Here is an 18,717-nt window from a genome sequence, read left to right on the forward strand (position 1 = left end):
CAGGTTCTCGATCTGACCCCGTCATCTAGGACGTCGAGACATGGTGACCATCCGCGAGGCGTGCCGGGAGCGGGTCTCAGAGCGTGACGCGCTGGCGCGTGACGTCGTTGGCTCGCTGGGGAGCCCGCATCCCGGCATGGCGCGCGGCTGGGCGCGGCTCGCCGGCACCGGCGCGCTTGCGGGCCGGGGCGGGCTGTCCGGTCTTCGGCCGCACGATCTCCCCGAGCGCCACGAACTCATCCGTGCGGGCCTTGAGACCCGGGCTCGCGACGCGGCCGAAGCCCGCCACGAAGGATCGCGAGAGGTCCGCGTCGGGCGTGAGGCCGAAAGCCTCGACCGCAGCCACAAACGCTTCCCGGAAGCTGCGAAGGCTGCACCAGCTCTTCTCCGCCAGGTGCAGCGGCCACTCCCAGAGATCTCCCCGCCGCATCGCGAACGTGTCGCGGGCAATGAAGTAACCCGTGGCGCGATGTTCGAGCCCATCCCCCAGCACACGCCACTCGGCGTTCTCGAACAGGCGGCCCGTGATCACGCACGTATCGTCCGGCAGCTGGTCGAACATGGTGTCCCCTCGTCGACGTTTCCGGCAACGCGGAAGGGCGCCACCGGATCGGTTCAGAACATTAAGGGAACAGTGATCCGAAACGGAACAGGCGTCAAGGCTCTGTTCCCGGTGTGTTCGTGTTTGTCGGACGGTTCGATCTCAGCGCCGCGTCGTGCTGAAAAGGGGATGTTCCACACGGTCCCCCGCGTGAAGCTTCAGCCGCGCCGCTGTGCCGGCGTTGAGTTCGAGCACCGAGAGCACGGGCTCGTTCGACGGGATGACCTTGGTGGAGAGGGGTTCGGTGTCGGCCGCGATCTTGGCGATGCTGCCGTCGGCCCGGATGAAGAGCATGTCGAGGGGGAGGTAGGTGTTCTTCATCCACATCGCCACGGGGGCGGAGGCCTGGAAGTCGAACAGCATCCCGTGGTCGGGCGCCATGGAGCGGCGGTACATCAGGCCACGCGAGCGGTCCGCATCGGTGCGCATCACCTCGACGTTGAAGAGGTGCCGCCCTTCGCGGCCGACGATGCTCAGGCTTTCGGTTGGACCCGAGGCCGCATCCTGCGCGGCCGCCGGCCCGAGCGCGAGCCCCAGGAGCGTTATGGCGATGAGCGCGCGAAGGCCATCGCGCCAAGCGTTCATGCGTCGAGAGATCACCGGACCATCCGTCAATGTGAAGCGGGCAGCGCGCCATCCAGAAGGCGGACTTCCGCCGCCATCTTGCCCTTCGAGCCGTCGCCGTAGCGGACGAGAACCATCTCGCCGGGCTTGAGTTCGGCGATCCCGTAGCGGCGAAGCGTCTCCATATGCACGAAGATGTCCGGCGTGCCGTCGCCTCGGCTGAGGAAGCCGAACCCGCGCAGGCGGTTGAACCACTTCACCACGGCCGTCTCGAGTCCGCTCGTCGGGGTCACGGTGACATGGGTGCGCGGCAGCGGCAGCTCCGAGGGATGGGTCGCCGTCGACTGATCCAGGGACACGACCCGGAAAGCCTGCCAGCCGCGCGGCCGCTCCGTGGCTTCCACGACGATGCGGGCACCCTCGCTCGCACTCTGGTGTCCATCGCGGCGCAGGCAGGTGACATGCAGGAGCACGTCGGCCGAACCGTCATCGGGAACGATGAAGCCGAAACCCTTGGCGACATCGAACCATTTGATCCGGCCCACGACTTCGACGAGATCGAGGGGGCGTTGGGTCTCCGCACCCAGGCCTTCCCCGGTGCGGGTGTCGTCGGAATGTCCCGACGAATGCCGCCCGAAGGGGCCTGAACCGAAATCGTCCGACATGTAAGCAACCCACACCGAATCACGCCAAGCGACCCGCACGAGAGATTAACAAAGTCGCGACTCTGCGGAAGCCCGTTTGGCGACCGCGCGCGGATTTCGGTGCCGTATTGTTCGGCACGGCGGTGCGCGCGCAACAGCCCGAACGCGCGTAACGCCGTCCGAGGGAAAGGCATTTTCGGGAGGCCGCCGCCTCGCTTCAAATTTTGTTAGGCATCCGCCGAACGGTCCCCGGCAGGCGGGCTCCGTCTCCGGGCTCCGTCGCGGGTGCCGTCGATCGATGCTAGGGCCACGGCCATGAAGAGCCTGCCTTCCCCGCCCGCCACGCTCCACCCGCGCTTCGACGCCATCGACGCGGCGCGTGGGGCCGCGCTCGTCGCGATGGCGATCTATCACGCGACCTGGGATCTCGGTGCCTTGCGCCTGACACCGGAGAACTATGCGTTGACGCCGCTCGGGCGTGTCGCCGCTCACGGAATCGCCGGTAGCTTCCTGCTCCTCGTCGGCATCGGTCTGGTGCTGATGAACGGAACGCGTTTCGCGGCGCGCCGCTTCGCCCTTCGGTTCGCCCGGATCGCCGGGGGCGCGCTCCTCGTGACCGGCGCGACGCTGGTGACCGACCCCTCGAGCTACATCTTCTTCGGCATCCTGCACTGCATCGCGTTGGCAAGCGTCCTCGCGCTGCCCTTCGTGCGCGGCCTGCCCGCCTGGGCGGCTCTGCTCGGCGCGGGGGTGGTCCTGGCAGGCCCGCATCTCGTGGCGGCGGACGCCCTCGATGCGCCGGTCCTGGCCTTCCTCGGCCTCGGCCAGGGAACGCCGCAGACCAACGACTACGTGCCGCTGTTTCCCTGGTTCGGCCTGATCCTGGCCGGCATCGCCCTGGCCCGCTACGGGCTGCCGGCCTTCGCCCGGACGACGCTCGGCGCCTGGCGGGCGGGTGGGCGGATCGGGCGCGGCCTCACCTTCGCGGGTCGTCACAGCCTCGCGGTCTACCTCGTGCACCAGCCCGTGCTGATGGCGCTGTTCACCGGCCTCGTGAGCCTGACCGGACCGCATCCGGAGGCGGGCGTCCGCGAATTCCGGTCACTCTACGAGCGCAACTGCACGGCAACGGGCGGAGACTCTCAAGCCTGCGCCAAGGCGGCCATCTGCGTCTCCGATGCCTTTCGCCGCGAGGGCCTCTGGGCCGACAGGCCCCGCAGCTTCAGCGCCGAGGAACGCGCGCGGGCGCAGGGTCTGTCGCAAGGTTGCTACGAGGCGGCGGAGGGAACGGCGCCCGCTCCCTGAGACGGTGCCGCTCCCCGCCGAGCCGGGTGTTCAGTCCTTGGCGCGCTCCACGTAGGAGCCGTCCTCGGTCATGATCACCACGCGGGTGCCGACGGCGATGTGCGGCGGCACGGCGGTGCGCACGCCGTTGGAGAGGATGGCGGGCTTGTAGGACGAGGAGGCCGTCTGGCCCTTCATCGCCGGCTCGGTCTCGGTGACTTCGAGGGTGACGCGCTGCGGAAGTTCGAGGGTCAGCGCCACGCCGTTATGGGTCGAGACCATCACGGCCATCCCTTCCTGAAGGTAGGGGGCGGCGGAACCGACGACGTCCTTCGGGATCGCGACCTGGTCGTAATTCTCGGGGTTCATGAAGTGGAAGCCCTCGCCGTCCTCGTAGAGGAAGGTGTGCTCCCGGTCCTCGACGAAGGCGCGCTCGACCGATTCGGTGGTGCGGTAGCGCTCGGACACCTTCACGCCGTCGGTGATGCGGCGCATGTCGAGCTGCGTAACGGGCGTGCCCTTGCCGGGGTGGATGTTCTCGACCGTCAGGATGACGTAGAGCTTGCCATCCTTGTCGACGACGTTGCCCTTGCGGAGCGTAGAGGCGATCACCTTCACGGGGTCTGGTCCTGCTGTGTTCGTTGGAAAAACGGACGCGACGCCCCGGCGCGGTTTCATCCGCGGGGGCGACATCTTGGCCCCGCCACTAACCTATCCGAGCCCCCGTTGCCAGTCGCACGGCGAGCCGGCACTCCAAAGGCGGCGATTCCCCCACCTCATGTTTCCCTTGCCCTCTTTCCCATGTCCTCGCTTCAGCCATGAACACGCCCTCTCCCTGGTGGATGCCGCATCGGCACGCCGACCGCCGGCCGGCCCTGATGGCGCGCAATCGCATCGTGGCGGCCTTCCGCGCGCATTTCGCCCGTGCCGATTTCGTGGAGGTCGAAGCCGCCGCCCTGCAGGTCTCGCCGGGCAACGAGGCGCATCTCTGCGCCTTCGCCACCGAGATGCAGGCCCCCGACGGAAGGGCCGAGGCGATCTACCTCCACACCTCGCCGGAATTCGCCTGCAAGAAGCTGCTGGCGGCCGGTGAAGCGCGCATCGTCAGCTTCGCCCGGGTCTACCGCAACCGCGAGCGCGGACCTTTGCACCATCCCGAATTCACCATGCTGGAATGGTACCGGGCCGGCGCCGACTACACCGAACTCATGCGCGACGGCGCTGATCTGCTGGCGCTCGCGGCCGAGACGGCGGAGGCGCGCCGCCTGCGCTACCGCGACCGGGAGGCCGACCCGTTCGCGGATTTCGAGCGCGTCACGCTGGCCGAAGCCTTCGCGGAGCGCGCCGGCATCGACCTTCTCGCCACGATCGACCACGATGGCCGTACCGATCGGGATGCGCTCGCCGCCGCCGTCCGGCAGGCGGGCTTGCGCGTGGCGGACGACGACACCTGGGCGGATCTCTTCAGCCGCGTCCTCGTCGCCCGCGTCGAGCCGCATCTCGGCCTCGGCCGGCCGACCATCCTGTGCGAGTACCCGGTGAGCGAGGCGGCCCTGGCGCGACCGAGCCCGCGCGACCCGCGCGTGGCCGAGCGCTTCGAGCTCTATGCCTGCGGCGTCGAACTCGCCAACGCCTTCGGCGAACTCACGGATGCCGACGAGCAGCGCCGGCGCTTCATCCTGGAAATGGAGGAGAAGGCGCGCGTCTACGGAGAGACCTACCCCATCGACGAGGATTTCCTGGCGGCTCTCGCGATCATGCCGGAGGCGAGCGGGATCGCGCTCGGACTCGACCGGCTGGTCATGCTCGCCACCGGCGCGCCCCGGATCGAGGACGTCATCTGGACGCCCGTGGCGCGGCTGCCGGCATGAAACGGCCCCTGGATCGGCCGCTGCGTGATCCCGGCGCCCTGGTTCGGGCGGGGCTCGTCGCCCCGGCCGCCCTCCCGGCCCTGGAGGCGGTGGCGGCGCGCTACGCGGTCTCGGTGACGCCCGACATGGCGGAGTTGATCGACGCGCAGGATTCCGCCGACCCGATCGCGCGCCAGTTCCTGCCGCGGGCGGAGGAGTTGGAGACCCGCCCCGAGGAGAATGCCGATCCGATCGGGGACGATGCCCACAGCCCCCTCCCCGGCCTCGTCCACCGCTACCCGGACCGGGTCCTGCTGAAGCCGCTCCATGTCTGCCCGGTCTATTGCCGCTTCTGCTTCCGGCGCGAGGTGGTGGGGCCGGACGGACTCGGAACGCTGAGCGAGGCCGATCTCGCGCGGGCGCTGGCCTACATCGCGGATCGGCCCGAGATCTGGGAGGTCGTGGTCACGGGCGGCGACCCCTTCGCGCTCTCGCCGCGGCGGCTGGGGAGCATCGCGGCCGCGCTCGCCGGCATTGCGCATGTCCGGGTCCTGCGCTTCCACACCCGCGTGCCCGTGGTCGAGCCGGGCTCCGTCACCGACGCGCTCGTGGCCGCCCTGAAGCGATTCGAGGGTGCGGTCTTCGTCGCGCTCCACGCCAACCATCCGCGCGAATTCACGCCCGCGGCGATGGCCGCCATCGCGCGGCTCGTGGATGCCGGCATTCCGATAGTGAGCCAGTCCGTGCTGCTCGCCGGGATCAACGACGATCCCGAGACACTGAGCCTCCTGATGCGCCGCTTCGTGGAGAACCGGATCAAGCCCTATTATCTCCATCACGGGGACCTCGCGCCGGGTACGGGGCACCTGCGCACGACGCTCGATCAGGGGCGTGCCCTCGTGAGGGACCTGCGCGGACGCCTCTCCGGCCTCGCTCAACCGCTCTATGTGCTCGACATTCCGGGGGGGCACGGCAAGGTCCCGGTGGGCCCGGATTATCTCGAGGCCGACGGGGCCGGCTGGCGCGTCACCGATCCGAATGGGACGGCGCACGCCTATCCCCCCGAACCAGACGGGTCCTGACACGGGCGGCGCGTTGACAGGTCTTCGAGCCTAAGCTTCTGATGCCCGCGACCTTTCGCGGCTCCGATGGCGGCGATCCGCCCGGATCACGCGTCGCGGAACGCCAGGACTCTCGGGGAAGCTGATGGGTGTGTTCCAGGATTTCATCGGGCGCTTCAACCAGACGATGACGGCCTATATCGGCGATCGCCCCCTGATGGAGGCGGCGGTCTCGGCCGCGGCCAACGTCATCCTGGCGGATTACGAGATCGACGAGGAGGAGATCGAGGCGGCGCTCGCGGGCATGCGCGCCAACCCGATCCTGGAGAAGGGCTACGACACCCTGAAGCTGGAGGCGGAGCTGTTCGAGGGAATCGCCCGCGCGCGGACCCGGGCCGGGCGCGCGGAGAATCTTCGCTTTGTCTCCGCCATCGCCGCGCGCGAGAGCATCCAGCGCATGAGCGTGTTCCTGATCGCCGCCGACGTCGCCGATCAGGCGGGCATCAGCGCCGTGGAGCACACGGCGCTCGCCGAGATCGCGGCCGCCCTCGGCGTCGACAAGGACGCGCTGCTGGGCTCGGCGGCGGGGGCGTGAGCCTCAGTCGGACGCGCGCTCCGTGACCAGGGCCGCATCCTTCCCCACCTGACGCTCGAAGCGGCGCGGCAACAGGTTGGAGCGGGCCATCCGGCGCAGGCCCAGCGTCGTTAGGACGAGGGCGATGGCGGCGAACGGGCTGCCGACGATGAGCGCGGCCAGGATTTCCGAGCCGATCAGCGCCGCGAGTCCCTTCACCAGGGCGACGAACAGCATCACCATCGCGGCCACGACCAGAACGAGCGCGGTCCCGAACGTGGCGACGAGACCCAGGATGGCCTGGATGTTCCCGTCAGTCTCTCGCCGCATCAATTCCAGTTCCTGGCCCACGAGGTCGCCGCCGTGGCGCAGGCCCTCGCTGATCAGCGTGCGCAGGCTCGCCGTCGGTCGTCCCATGGAGTCCAGTTCCCTGTGCGTGTCCCCCAGCGGGGGCCCCGAAGGCCTCAACCGTGGCTTTCCGATCCCGTTCCGGCCGCATCGGGTTTCCCTGCCGTGCCGATCGCCGCCGCGATGGCGTCGAGGAGCATCGTATCCTCGCCCGCCATCGCCTCCATCGAGGCCATGCGGCCGACGACGGTGGCGGCGATGCCCTCCTCCACCGTGCCCTCCGCGAGCGCGTAGTAGATCGTCGCCCGCCGGCCGTCGCGGTGGCAGCGCCCCTCGATCTGCGCCAGCTGGATCGCGCTGTGGCGCAGGTCGTGGACGATCAGGGCACGGGGCTTCTCACCCCCCGGCATCTCGCCCTGATGCAGGGAGATCGACTCGGTCACGGTGAAGACCACCGCGTCGAGCTGCCCGGCCTGGAAGCCGAGCCGCGTCGCCTCGTTCGCCTCCCCCGACCGGGTCCCCGTGATCGCGTCGGCCCGCCAGCCCGCCGCGCGCAGGGCCGCCACGAGGGCCTCGCCCGTCTCCAGGAAGGCGATCGAGATCGCGATCTGATGGCCCTCCTCCATCAGCAGATCGGCGAAGGCGGCGGTGCCCGAGACCCGCAGCAGGCTGGCCTTCTGGCGAAAGCGCAGGTCGGCCGCCCAACCGGCGGGCTTGCGGGTCGATCCGCCGAGCAGGCCCCACTCGCGGCGGAACTCGCGCCACGTGGCGTCGTAGAGGCGGCGCTCGGCCGGGCTCAGCGCCACGGGGCTGAGTTCGCGCTGCACCTCCGGCCATCCGGCGATGTCGGCGGGGCGCCGCCGCAATCCGATCGCGCGCGGTCCCTTGAACAGCAGGTCGGCCATCACGGTGCAGTCGCGCGGGTTCGCCTCCCAGGACCAGTTGGTCCAGCGGCCCTTGGCCCTGCCGATCCCGAGCCGCTGCATCAGGCCGCGAAACTCGGCCAGTGTCTGCGCGGGCTCGCCCGCCGCCTCGCCGAGAAGCGGTCCGAGATAGGAGAGTTCGTGCGGCGCCTGACCCGCCGTGGCGCTGAGATAGATGGTGAAGCCGGCCGCCTCCGCGATCTGTCGGCAGACCAGGCTCTGCTGGGCATAAGGATTCCGGATGCGGTGGCTCTCGTCGAACACCACCAGGGGCCAGGCCCGCTTCGGCGTGCCGTGCTTGGCCAGGGCGTTGTTCTTCGCCCGCGTCGAGCGGCGGTTGCTCGCCGGCGGGGGAGCCATGAGGGCCTTGGTGCGCTCGTAATTGGTCAGCGTGACCGCCTTCGGGGCAAGGCCCGAGAGCGCGATCGTCCGGCGCCATTGCGGCATCGCCCCCTTGGGACAGACGATCAGGATCTCGCGCTCCGGCATCGCGGCGACCGCGCTCCAGACCGATAGCGTCTTGCCGAGCCCCGTCGTGTCGCCGAGCAGAAATCCCCGGCGCCCGGCCATGCGCGCGGCGAGGATCGCCCGGCTCGCCTCGGCCTGGTGCGGGCGTGGAACCAGCAGCGTCCCATCCGGCATCAGAACGCGCGTCCGGCGCAGCCCGCGGCCCGCGATTCTGTTCTGGCGGAGAACGCGCCACACCCCGCGCGAAGTCTTTGCGGCAGCCTCACCATGTTTTGAAAACCTTGGAACTGTTCAGGTTGTGCTTTTGTTAAGAGGTCGTCCCGGCGCGCGGTCGGGAGACGCTCTCGGAGAGATCCATGCCGACGTTTCCGCTGTCCGCCGCGCCGCGCGCGGTGATCGCTCCCGCATTCGCGTTCCTGATGCTCGGCCTGCCGGCAAGCGCGCAGAGTGCCGATCGCAGCCTCTTCGATCTGCTGTTTGCCCCTGCCCGTCCCGTGCAGCAAGCGGAGCCCGCGCCGACGATGGATCAGGGCGGGTACGAGCAGGCCCGCCGCTCGATCCGCCGCGCCGACCGCCGTCAACGGCCGAAGATCCGCTATGCGGCCCTCCCCAAGGCCGAGCCCCTGCAGATCAAGGTGACGGACCGGCAGACGCCCCTCGACATGAAGGCCGGCCCGGCGGCAGCCTTCATGAAGGACGAGACCCTGCGCCCCGGCGACATCGTCGTGATGAAGGACGGTCCCAAGGTCTTCGTCGGCAGGCCGGACGACCGCCACACGGCGCGGGATTTCCAGAGCATCGGCCGCTCCGACTTCATCGATCGCCGGACCCGTACCCAATTGACCGCGATGATGCTGCCCGTCGGCGCGATGCCGGCGGATCAGGCCCGCAAGCTGATGGCCCGCTCTGCCAAAGTCATGCCCATCGGGCCCGCACAGCCGGTGCGCGTGGAAACGACCGCCATGCGGGTGATCAATCCCTGGACGACCTCGCCCTGAGGTTCACGCGGCCCGCACGGTGACGAGGAACCCGTCGACCTCCCGGCGCAACGCCATGGCCTGACGGGCCAGGTCGCTGGCCGCCGTCAGCACCTGCGCGGAGCCGGAGCGCGCGGATTCCGCGGCCTCCCGCACGCCAGCGATGTGGCCCGAGACCGCACGGGTGCCTTCCGAGGTCAGCACCGTGTTGCGGGCGATCTCCTGCGTCGCGGCGTCCTGCTGCTCCACGGCGGCCGAGATGTCCCCCGAGATGCGGCTGAGGCGCTGGATCACTTCGGTGATCCCCCCGATCGTCGCGACCGAGGCGTCCGTGGACGAGGCGATCTCCGCGACCTTGGCGGCGATGTCCTCCGTGGCCCGGGCGGTCTGCGTCGCCAGGCTCTTCACCTCGGCGGCCACGACCGCGAAACCGCGTCCCGCCTCGCCGGCGCGCGCCGCCTCGATGGTGGCGTTGAGCGCCAGCAGGTTGGTCTGCCCCGCGATCGAGGTGATCAGCCCGACGATCTCACCGATGCTGCTCGCCGCCGCGGCGAGACGGGTGACATCCGCCTTCATCCGGGCGGCGTCGCGCTCCGCTTCGTCGGCGACAGCCGCCGAGGTCTCCACGCGATTGCCGATCTCGCGCACCGAGGCGCTCAGTTCCTCTGTGGCCGCCGCCACCGTATCGGCCGTGGCGGCGGTGTCCTCGGACGCGGCGGCCACCGACTGGCTGAGGGACGAGGTGTCGCTGGCCGCCTGCGTCAGGGCGTAGGCGGCGGTCTCGAGCTGGCTGGAGGCCGCCGAGACGGCCTCGACGATGCCGCCGGCCCGGGCCTCGAAGCGGTCGGCGAGTTCGCACATCGCCTCCCGGCGCGCGGCGGCGGCGCGTGCCGTCAGGTGCTCCGCCTCGGCGGCGATGCGTTGGCGCTCGGTGACGCTGTCGCGAAAATCGGTGGCCGCCGCCGCGATGGCACGGACCTCGCGGGCACCGCCGCGCGGGATCGTGCCCGACGCCTCGCCGCGCCCGATGGCGGTGAGGATGGCGGCGATGCGGGCGAGCGGGCGCGCGATGGCGGTGCCGAACGCGAAGGCCAGCCCGCAGGACAGCGCCAGGGTCGCCAGGCTCGCGGCGATCCAGAGCGTCGCGCCCCGCTCCGCCTTCGTTCGCGCCGCACCGGCGGCGGCACCGAGGTCGGCGGTGAGGCGATCCTCGATGCCCTTCAGGCCATCGATGCGCTGCGTGGCGAGCCCGAACCAGGCCGGCGCGTCGGTGAAGGCCAGGGGCGTGCCCGGCTGCGTGTCGAGGATGACACGGCGCAGGCGCTCGACTTCGCGGGCCGGAGCGCTCGCCTTGGCCGCGTCGAGCAGAGCCGCCTGCTCCGCGTCGGCGCCGAGGCGGAACAAGGATTCGTAGGTTCCCTGCCCGGCGAGCAGGCTGCTCAGACGTTCGTGCCCGGAAAGGTCGATCCGGCCGGCGCCGACGATCGCCGAGACGGCGGCCCGCTCCTGGCCGGCGAGTTCCTTCAGCGCGAGAAACGCCGAGTAGGCCGAGACGCGGGCGGACAGGTCGACGCTGGCCGTCACCTGGGCCATGTCCCGGACGAGGTCGAGCGCACTGGCGATGACGCCCGAATACAGGGCCATGTTCTGGGCCGGCGTGCGGGCGAGGTCATCGACGCTCTTGCGATGGGCCGCGATCCCGGCGATCTGGGCCGACAGGGCCGTGTTGCGACGGGCGACGCCGGCGCCGAACGCATTCGCGTTCAAGACGGCGGCACCTTCCTCGAACGCCGTGCGGCTCGCATCCGTGCGGCCGCGCTGCGCGTCGAGTTCGGCGCGGAACTGCGTGCCCTTCGATCCCAGGAACAGACTGGACGCCCCCCGCTCCCGCTGCGCTTCATGGACGAAGGCGCTGACCCGGCCGGCAAGGCCGACGAGGTCTTGGACCTGCACCATGCGGCCGCGCTCATCCAGGCGATCGCCGATGGCGAGGCTGGCCACCACCGCGAAGGCGAAGCAGGGCGCCAGCGCGACCAGAAGGATGCGAAACCGAAGGGAGGATAGGAAACCCACTGACATGAACCGAGCCCGCACATTCCGTTGCGGACCCTTTCTGCGTTTCATCGGTAAAGGTTGTGTTCATTCTTGTGTTGTTGCTGCTTTTTGAGCCAGATCGCTAAATTTTAATCAGGTACTTGCGTGTCCGGTGCATGATAGCGCGTCAACCGATGGTCGTTCGTTCGGGACTGGTCTGCGGCGACGATCCGCCATCGGTCACGCTCCGAGCCTTGCGATCCCCGCCTCCGTGGGCCGCGGACATTGCTCCGGCGCGTGTCGCCTCCGGAATCCCGAAGTCATCGATGGCCGACCAAGCGGCCGATCTTGAGCTTGTACGCTTTTTGTTCTAGTCGAGGGGCGGATATGCGTGGCCTGCGCCTTGCCCCGCGCGGGTATGCGCCCGACATGGCGTTCGGGCGGGGTCGGGACGGTTCCCGCCGCCCTGGCGCCGCAGACGTTCCGAAGAGATCCGCCGAAGAGACCCGATGGCCAAAGCCAAAGCCGCTGCCAAGAAGTCCCAAGCCGAGGCCGAGCGCGTCGAGGCGAAGATCGAAGCGCTCTTCGACGGCGCGCGCGACCAGCGGGTGATCTCGGTGCGCGGCGCGCGCGAGCACAATCTCAAGAACATCGACCTGACCATCCCGCGCGACCGCCTCGTGGTCTTCACCGGGCTCTCCGGCTCTGGGAAATCGTCCCTCGCCTTCGACACCATCTACGCGGAGGGCCAGCGCCGCTACGTCGAATCACTCTCGGCCTACGCGCGCCAGTTCCTCGAGATGATGAGCAAGCCCGATGTCGACCAGATCGACGGGCTCTCGCCGGCGATCTCCATCGAGCAGAAGACCACCTCGAAGAACCCGCGCTCCACGGTCGGCACCGTCACGGAGATCTACGACTACATGCGCCTGCTCTGGGCGCGGGTCGGCATCCCCTATTCGCCGGTCACGGGGCTGCCCATCGAGAGCCAGACGGTCAGCCAGATGGTCGACCGGGTGCTGGCCCTTCCCGAGAAGAGCCGGCTCTACCTGCTCGCCCCCGTGGTCCGGGGCCGCAAGGGCGAGTACCGCAAGGAGATCGCCGAGTTCCAGAAGAAGGGCTTCCAGCGCCTGCGCATCGACGGCGAGTACTATGCCATCGACGACGTGCCGAAGCTCGACAAGAAGCTGAAGCACGACATCGACGTGGTGGTGGACCGGATCGTCGTGCGCGCCGACATCGCCGCGCGGCTCGCGGATTCCTTCGAGACGGCCCTCGAACTCGCCGACGGCATCGCGCTCATCGAGTTTGCGGACACGCCCGAGGGGGAGGCCCCGCACGAGGCGATCACCTTCTCGTCGCGCTTCGCCTGCCCGGTCTCCGGCTTCACCATCGCGGAGATCGAGCCGCGCCTGTTCTCGTTCAACAACCCGTTCGGCGCGTGCCCGACCTGCGGCGGCATCGGCCACGAGATGCGGATCGACCCCGAACTCGTGATTTCCGATGGCAAGCTCAGCCTGAAGCGCGGCGTCGTCGGCCCCTGGGCGAAGTCGACCTCGCCCTATTACGGCCAGACCCTCGATGCGCTGGCCCGGCATTACGGCTTCAAGACCACGGTCGCCTGGGCCGACCTGCCGGCGAAGGCGCGGGACGTCGTGCTCTACGGCACCGGGTCCGAGGCGGTGCGCTTCGCCTACGACGACGGGATGCGCGCCTACGAGGTGAACAAGCCCTTCGAGGGCGTGATCCCGAACCTGGAGCGGCGCTACAAGGAGACCGAGAGCGACACCTCCCGCGAGGAGATCGCGCGCTTCATGAGCGAGACGCCCTGCGCCGCCTGCGGCGGCAAGCGCCTGAAGCTCGAAGCCCTTTCGGTGAAGGTGGCGATGCAGGATGTGGGCGAGATCACCGCGCTCTCCGTGCGCGATGCCCACGCGTGGTTCTCGGACCTGCCGGGGAAACTCACGCCGAAGCAGAACGAGATCGCCTACCGCATCCTCAAGGAGATCCGGGACCGGCTGACCTTCCTCATCGATGTCGGGCTCGAATACCTCACGCTCGCACGCGGCTCCGGCTCGCTGTCGGGTGGCGAGAGCCAGCGCATCCGCCTCGCCTCTCAGATCGGCTCCGGCCTCACCGGCGTGCTCTACGTGCTCGACGAGCCTTCGATCGGCCTGCATCAGCGCGACAACGAGCGTCTGCTCGGCACGCTGAAGCGCCTGCGCGACCTCGGCAACTCGGTGATCGTGGTCGAGCACGACGAGGATGCGATCCTGCAGGCCGACTACGTCGTCGATGTCGGCCCCGGCGCGGGCATCCACGGCGGCCGGATCATCGCCCAGGGCACGCCCGAGGAGGTGCTGAAGAACCCGGCCTCGCTCACGGCGAAATACCTGACCGGCGAGATGAGCGTGCGGGTGCCGACCGCCCGGCGCAAGGGGCGCAAGGGCAAGCTCAGCCTCGTGGGCGCGCGCGGCAACAACCTGAAGAACGTCTCGGTCGATATCCCGCTCGGCACTTTCACCTGCATCTCAGGCGTCTCGGGCGGCGGCAAGTCCACCCTGATCATCGACACCCTGTACAAGGCCGTCGCCAAGACCCTGAACGGCGCCCTGGAGCATCCGGCGCCGTTCGAGCGCCTGGACGGGCTGGAGAACCTCGACAAGGTCATCGACATCGACCAGTCGCCGATCGGACGGACGCCGCGCTCCAACCCGGCCACCTATACGGGCGCCTTCACGCCCATCCGCGACTGGTTCGCGGGCCTGCCGGAGGCCAAGGCGCGCGGGTACCAGGCGGGCCGGTTCTCCTTCAACGTGAAGGGGGGGCGCTGCGAGGCCTGCTCGGGCGACGGCGTGATCAAGATCGAGATGCACTTCCTGCCGGACGTCTACGTCACCTGCGACGTCTGCAAGGGCCGCCGCTACGACCGCGAGACCCTCGAGGTGAAGTATCGCGACCATTCCATCGCCGACGTGCTCGACATGACGGTCGAGGAGGCCGCCGACCTGTTCAAGGCCGTACCCACGATCCGCGAGAAGATGGAGACGCTGGCCCGCGTCGGTCTCGGCTACGTCAAGGTCGGGCAGCAGGCGACGACGCTCTCGGGCGGCGAGGCGCAGCGGGTGAAGCTCTCGAAGGAGCTCTCGAAGCGGGCCACCGGGCGCACGCTCTACATCCTGGACGAGCCGACGACCGGCCTGCACTTCCACGATGTGGCCAAGCTCATGGAGGTGCTCCACGAACTCGTCGACCAGGGCAACACCGTCGTGGTGATCGAGCACAACCTCGAGGTCATCAAGACCGCCGATTGGGTCATCGACATGGGTCCCGAGGGCGGCGACGGCGGCGGCGAGGTGGTGGCCGAGGGCACGCCGGAGCAGATCGCCAAATCGCGGGCGAGCCATACCGGGCGGTTCCTGCGCGACGTTCTCGCCCGCCGGCCCGCCGCGGCTCCCCTCAAGGGCAAGGCCGCCGCCGAATAAGCCGAGCGAACGCCGCCTCGTCGCGCGGTGAGTCCATCCCGGGTCGGCGATTCGCCGGATCGGCCTCCCGTCACGGTCCCCGCGTTGCATCGAAACGGCGTTCACGCCGCCGTGAATCCGCTCGGACACCCACCGCCCTGCGCATTGGCCAGGGGGCGTTTGCCGCTTTCTCCCAGAGGCTTCGGCGTCCGCGCAACAGCTTGAGCATTCAGCGATATTCTGCCGTGCGGGACGCTCGTGCAGCGCCAGACCGGTCCGGAAACTTGCTCAAATAGTTAACAAAACCCTACGCTGCACTGCGCCCAAAATGCGGCTTTTGCGCAACGGTCGGATCCGAACTGCCCCGTTTCCAAGCATTCCGCTGTCCTTCCGCCGCGTCCTGTAGAATAGTTCTCGACGTTGAGACTTGAGAACGCGCCGCAAGGGGGGCCGTCGGATCAGCTGCAAACAAGCCGCGAAAAAGTGGCGGATCGGCAGAATGGTTCGGATGGCTGCGTGGCGGACACCTGAAATCCTTGGGAAGGAATAACGAGAATGACGAAGAACTGGCTCGCCGCCGGAGCGCTTGCGCTCACCGTTGGCATGACCGCCACGGCTTCCTACGCGCAGACCACCACTGTTCCCGGTGAGCAGGTCGGCCTCGCCACCGGCGCACCGCTGCCCGAGGGCATCTACGCGCTGAACACGTTCCTCTACCGCACGCCCGACGCGACCCCGGGCAACATCGGCGTCGACGTCGCCGTCAACGTGCCGGTGCTCGTCTGGTCGACCCCGCTGGTTCCGCTCGGCGGCCGCATCGAGCTGCTCGTCGCTCCCCCGACCGTGTTCACCTTCGGTCGCAAGAGCGGCCCGACCGGCCTGCGTGACACCTCGATCAACGTCGGCACCTTCGTCGGCGGCATCTGGGCCTTCGACCTCGGCAACAACTTCGGCGTCAGCTTGCTCGGCGGCGTCTACCTGAACGACCTCAACGGCGATCGTGGCGTTCTCGTTCAGAACAACGGTGCCTTCGCGGCCGCTCCGGTCCTGCCGCAGCTCTCCTCGAACACCTACCGCTTCGGCGTTGCCGGCAGCTACACCGGCGACGGCTGGAACCTGACCGCCAACCTGACCGCGAACATCTATGACTCGCCCGGCCGCTTCGATGGCGTGAACAGCCTCGCTTTCGGCAACACCCGTGGCCCGTTCGTCCTCTCCGATGCCCTCAACCTCGACCTGACCGCGACCAAGAAGTTCGGTAAGTTCGAGATCGGTGCGATCGGCTACGGCACCTACAACTTCGACACCAGCGCCGCGACGGCGAACGCCTTCGGCGCCGGCCGTGGCCGCTTCGCCCTCGGTGGTCTCATCGGCTACGACTTCGGTGCGTTCACCGCCCAGGCTTACGTCGCTCACGATGTCGTCAGCGCCGCTCGCTACGTCGACGTGAACACCGGCCGCTCGCGTGAGGACCTCCGGACCGAGGCCTGGTTCCGCGTGATCGTGCCCCTGTACTCGCCGACCCCGGCCGTGGCTTCGGCCGCTCCGCTCGTCCGCAAGTACTGAGAACGATCGGTCGGGGCTCGCGCCCCGACCCACGCTCCAACGTCTGCCGAAGCCGCCGGATCTCATGGGTCCGGCGGCTTTCGCGTATCGGCGCCACGACCGGCCCATCGATGTTCGTGGCAGGATCGGCGAAACCCTGAAACTTTTCGCCGACCCGTCCCGTAGAGCACCTCAGTCCCCCCGCACGAGGGCCGACGAAGAGGAACATGCTCATGACGACGATCACCCGTACCCTGGCCTCAGCCGCCCTCGCCTTCACGCTCGGCGCCGCCGTGCCGGCCGCCGCCCTCGCCAAGAACCCGATGGTCGGCGGCGCGCCGATGTACGCTTCGAAGAACATCGTCGAGAACGCGGTGAACTCGAAGGACCATACGACGCTGGTCGCGGCCGTGAAGGCCGCCGGCCTTGTGGACACCCTGGCGAGCCCCGGCCCCTTCACCGTTTTCGCCCCCACCAACGCCGCCTTCGCCAAGCTCCCGGCGGGCACCGTCGAGACCCTGGTGAAGCCCGAGAACAAGGCGACGCTCACCAAGATCCTGACCTATCACGTGGTCCCCGGCACCTACACCGCCAAGGATCTGATGAAGCTCGCCAAGGACGGCGGCGGCGAAGCCCAGCTCAAGACCGTCGAGGGTGAGCCGCTCGTGATCCAGTCCAAGGGCAAGAAGGTCTACGTGACCGATGCCAAGGGCAGCACCGCGACGGTCACCGTCGCCAACGTGATGCAGTCGAACGGCGTGATCCACGTCATCAACGGTGTCCTGCAGCCCTGATCGCTCGCGTTTCACGAAGCCCGAACGCAGAAGCCCCGCGATCCTCAGGATCGCGGGGCTTCTCGCGTTTCGTCGAGGACGGGTCGGTCAACCCACGCGGTTCAGCCGACGGGCGCCCTCGAAGCGGTTGAGGAAGCGGGGTTCCTTCTCGGGCGCGATGCGGATGGCCAGATGCATGGTGCCGCCCTCCTCCTCGCGCCGGTCGAGCACCTCGGCGTTCTCGTAGAGCCAGTGCAGCGCGGCACCGTCCTCGGGCGGCAGGATCACCGCGAAGGTCGAGCGCTGACGCGCGATCCGCGCCTCGATCCGGGCCGTCAGGACGCCGAGTCCCTCTCCGGTCACGGCCGAGACCAGCACCGGCGCGTCGCTGTCCCGGTCGCTGCGCCCCTGCCCGCTGAGGTTCAGGAGGCGCGTGCGATCCCCCTCGTCGAGAAGATCGGCCTTGTTCCAGACCTCGATGATGCGGGACGCCGACGTCTCGATTCCGAGTTCACGCAAGACCGATCCGACATCCTCCGCCTGGGCCTCGCTGTCGACGTGCGAGACGTCGCGCACGTGCAGCAGGATGTCGGCATGGATCACATCCTCCAGGGTCGCCCGGAAGGCCGCGATCAGTGAGGTCGGCAACTCGGAGATGAAGCCGACGGTGTCCGACAGGATGACGGTCTCGCCATGCGGCAGCTTCGTCGCCCGGGCGGTCGGGTCGAGGGTGGCGAACAGCATGTCCTGCGCCATCACCTGCGCTTTGGTCAGCGTGTTGAACAGCGTCGACTTGCCCGCATTGGTGTAGCCGACCAGCGCGACGATCGGATACGGAACGCGCGCTCGGCTCTGGCGATGCAGGCCGCGCGTGCGGGTGACGCTGTCGAGCTCGCGTTCGATCTTCGTCATTCGCTCCTGGATCATGCGGCGGTCGGCCTCGATCTGGGTCTCGCCGGGGCCGCCGAGGAAGCCGAAGCCGCCGCGCTGGCGTTCCAGGTGGGTCCAGGACCGAACGAGGCGGCTCTTCTGATAGGCCAGATGGGCGTGCTCGACCTGGAGCGTGCCCTCGCGCGTGGAGGCGCGGCGCCCGAAGATTTCGAGGATCAGGCCGGTCCGGTCGATGACCTTGCAACCGAAGGCCTTCTCGAGGTTGCGCTGCTGCACCGGCGAGAGGGCGCAATCCATGACCACGAGGCCGATATCGCGGGCACGGATCACGCCCGCCAGCTCCTCGACCCGGCCCTTGCCGAGATAGGTCGAGGGGCGGATGCGCTGCACCGGCGCGACGATGGCCTCCACCACATCGAGTTCGATCGCGGCGGCGAGGCCCGCGGCCTCGTCGAGGCGCGCCTCCGAGGAGCGGAGCATCTCGGGCGTGCTGCCCGCCTGCCCCCGGAGCGCCGCGGCCGCGGCCCGCCCGAGATAGGGCCCCACGACGAGCGTGTGGGTTGCCGCCGCGATGTCGCCTTCGGGGGCGGCCATCGCCTGGAGCCGGGCTTCGCCGGGTGTCATCGGTTCCGTCATGAAGTTCTTTGGTCGCCCCTGTCCCGCGTGCTCACAGGACAATGGGCGTTTGCCGGCCACAGACAAGGGCACGGCAAACC

The 18,717-nt window shown here is 69.0% G+C and carries 16 protein-coding genes; 8 read left to right on the forward strand and 8 right to left on the reverse strand.

The features are described from left to right. Positions 1-76: 76 nt before the first annotated feature. The 3 genes from MKK54_RS23330 to MKK54_RS23340 all read right to left on the reverse strand — a co-directional run bounded on the left by MKK54_RS23330 (position 77) and on the right by MKK54_RS23340 (position 1,830). Positions 77-562 carry a hypothetical protein gene (locus tag MKK54_RS23330; RefSeq protein ID WP_244014819.1) on the reverse strand — a complete coding sequence of 162 codons (486 nt, stop codon included), beginning with the start codon at positions 560-562 and terminating at the stop codon, positions 77-79. A gap of 141 nt (positions 563-703) precedes the next feature. Then, positions 704-1,186 carry a DUF192 domain-containing protein gene (locus MKK54_RS23335; RefSeq protein ID WP_244014821.1) on the reverse strand — a complete coding sequence of 161 codons (483 nt, stop codon included), beginning with the start codon at positions 1,184-1,186 and terminating at the stop codon, positions 704-706. A 26-nt stretch (positions 1,187-1,212) separates the two neighbouring features. Then, positions 1,213-1,830, reverse strand: a complete 618-nt coding sequence (locus tag MKK54_RS23340; protein WP_409564232.1) for a cold-shock protein — start codon at positions 1,828-1,830, stop codon at positions 1,213-1,215. Between the two features lie 303 nt (positions 1,831-2,133). On the opposite strand from MKK54_RS23340, the gene MKK54_RS23345 reads away from it, so the two are divergent. Continuing rightward, positions 2,134-3,114 (forward strand): DUF1624 domain-containing protein, encoded by a 981-nt coding sequence (locus MKK54_RS23345; RefSeq protein ID WP_409564238.1) that lies wholly within the window; start codon positions 2,134-2,136, stop codon positions 3,112-3,114. Between the two features lie 30 nt (positions 3,115-3,144). On the opposite strand, the gene efp is transcribed toward MKK54_RS23345, so the two are convergent. Next, on the reverse strand, positions 3,145-3,771 hold the full coding sequence (gene efp, locus MKK54_RS23350; protein WP_409564233.1) for an elongation factor P: 627 nt from the start codon (positions 3,769-3,771) through the stop codon (positions 3,145-3,147). 140 nt (positions 3,772-3,911) lie between these two features. Between efp and epmA the strand changes: the two genes are divergently transcribed. From epmA to MKK54_RS23365, 3 genes are all read left to right on the forward strand, one after another. Continuing rightward, the gene (epmA, locus tag MKK54_RS23355) at positions 3,912-4,964 is read left to right on the forward strand and encodes an EF-P lysine aminoacylase EpmA (protein ID WP_244014828.1); all 1,053 of its coding nucleotides are present in this window, start codon (positions 3,912-3,914) and stop codon (positions 4,962-4,964) included. Then, positions 4,961-6,025 carry a lysine-2,3-aminomutase-like protein gene (locus MKK54_RS23360; RefSeq protein ID WP_244014831.1) on the forward strand — a complete coding sequence of 355 codons (1,065 nt, stop codon included), beginning with the start codon at positions 4,961-4,963 and terminating at the stop codon, positions 6,023-6,025. Before epmA ends, MKK54_RS23360 begins: the two co-directional genes overlap by 4 nt. A 124-nt stretch (positions 6,026-6,149) precedes the next feature. After that, on the forward strand, positions 6,150-6,599 hold the full coding sequence (locus tag MKK54_RS23365; protein WP_244014833.1) for a Tellurite resistance protein TerB: 450 nt from the start codon (positions 6,150-6,152) through the stop codon (positions 6,597-6,599). Positions 6,600-6,602: 3 nt separating this feature from the next. Here the strand turns inward: MKK54_RS23365 and MKK54_RS23370 are convergent, their stop codons facing one another. Then, the gene (locus MKK54_RS23370; RefSeq protein WP_244014835.1) at positions 6,603-6,995 is read right to left on the reverse strand and encodes a phage holin family protein; all 393 of its coding nucleotides are present in this window, start codon (positions 6,993-6,995) and stop codon (positions 6,603-6,605) included. A gap of 47 nt (positions 6,996-7,042) precedes the next feature. Further along, positions 7,043-8,491 carry a DEAD/DEAH box helicase family protein gene (locus tag MKK54_RS23375; protein ID WP_244014838.1) on the reverse strand — a complete coding sequence of 483 codons (1,449 nt, stop codon included), beginning with the start codon at positions 8,489-8,491 and terminating at the stop codon, positions 7,043-7,045. 182 nt (positions 8,492-8,673) lie between these two features. On the opposite strand from MKK54_RS23375, the gene MKK54_RS23380 reads away from it, so the two are divergent. Continuing rightward, positions 8,674-9,315: a hypothetical protein gene (locus MKK54_RS23380; protein WP_244014840.1), complete on the forward strand. Its 642-nt coding sequence runs from the start codon at positions 8,674-8,676 to the stop codon at positions 9,313-9,315. 3 nt (positions 9,316-9,318) lie between these two features. On the opposite strand, the gene MKK54_RS23385 is transcribed toward MKK54_RS23380, so the two are convergent. Beyond that, positions 9,319-11,367 carry a methyl-accepting chemotaxis protein gene (locus MKK54_RS23385; protein WP_244015260.1) on the reverse strand — a complete coding sequence of 683 codons (2,049 nt, stop codon included), beginning with the start codon at positions 11,365-11,367 and terminating at the stop codon, positions 9,319-9,321. Positions 11,368-11,837: 470 nt separating this feature from the next. Here MKK54_RS23385 and uvrA point away from each other — a divergent pair, with 470 nt between their 5' ends. The 3 genes from uvrA to MKK54_RS23400 all read left to right on the forward strand — a co-directional run bounded on the left by uvrA (position 11,838) and on the right by MKK54_RS23400 (position 17,131). Further along, the gene (gene uvrA / locus MKK54_RS23390; RefSeq protein WP_244014842.1) at positions 11,838-14,813 is read left to right on the forward strand and encodes an excinuclease ABC subunit UvrA; all 2,976 of its coding nucleotides are present in this window, start codon (positions 11,838-11,840) and stop codon (positions 14,811-14,813) included. A 534-nt stretch (positions 14,814-15,347) separates the two neighbouring features. Continuing rightward, positions 15,348-16,358: a transporter gene (locus MKK54_RS23395; RefSeq protein WP_244014844.1), complete on the forward strand. Its 1,011-nt coding sequence runs from the start codon at positions 15,348-15,350 to the stop codon at positions 16,356-16,358. Positions 16,359-16,570: 212 nt separating this feature from the next. Continuing rightward, positions 16,571-17,131, forward strand: coding sequence for a fasciclin domain-containing protein (locus MKK54_RS23400; RefSeq protein ID WP_409564234.1), 561 nt, complete (start codon positions 16,571-16,573; stop codon positions 17,129-17,131). 87 nt (positions 17,132-17,218) lie between these two features. On the opposite strand, the gene hflX is transcribed toward MKK54_RS23400, so the two are convergent. After that, positions 17,219-18,637, reverse strand: coding sequence for a GTPase HflX (gene hflX / locus MKK54_RS23405; protein ID WP_244014848.1), 1,419 nt, complete (start codon positions 18,635-18,637; stop codon positions 17,219-17,221). Between the last annotated feature and the right edge of the window lie 80 nt (positions 18,638-18,717).

Source organism: Methylobacterium sp. J-068 (assembly GCF_022829445.1).
In the GTDB taxonomy this organism is placed as follows: Bacteria; Pseudomonadota; Alphaproteobacteria; order Rhizobiales; family Beijerinckiaceae; genus Methylobacterium.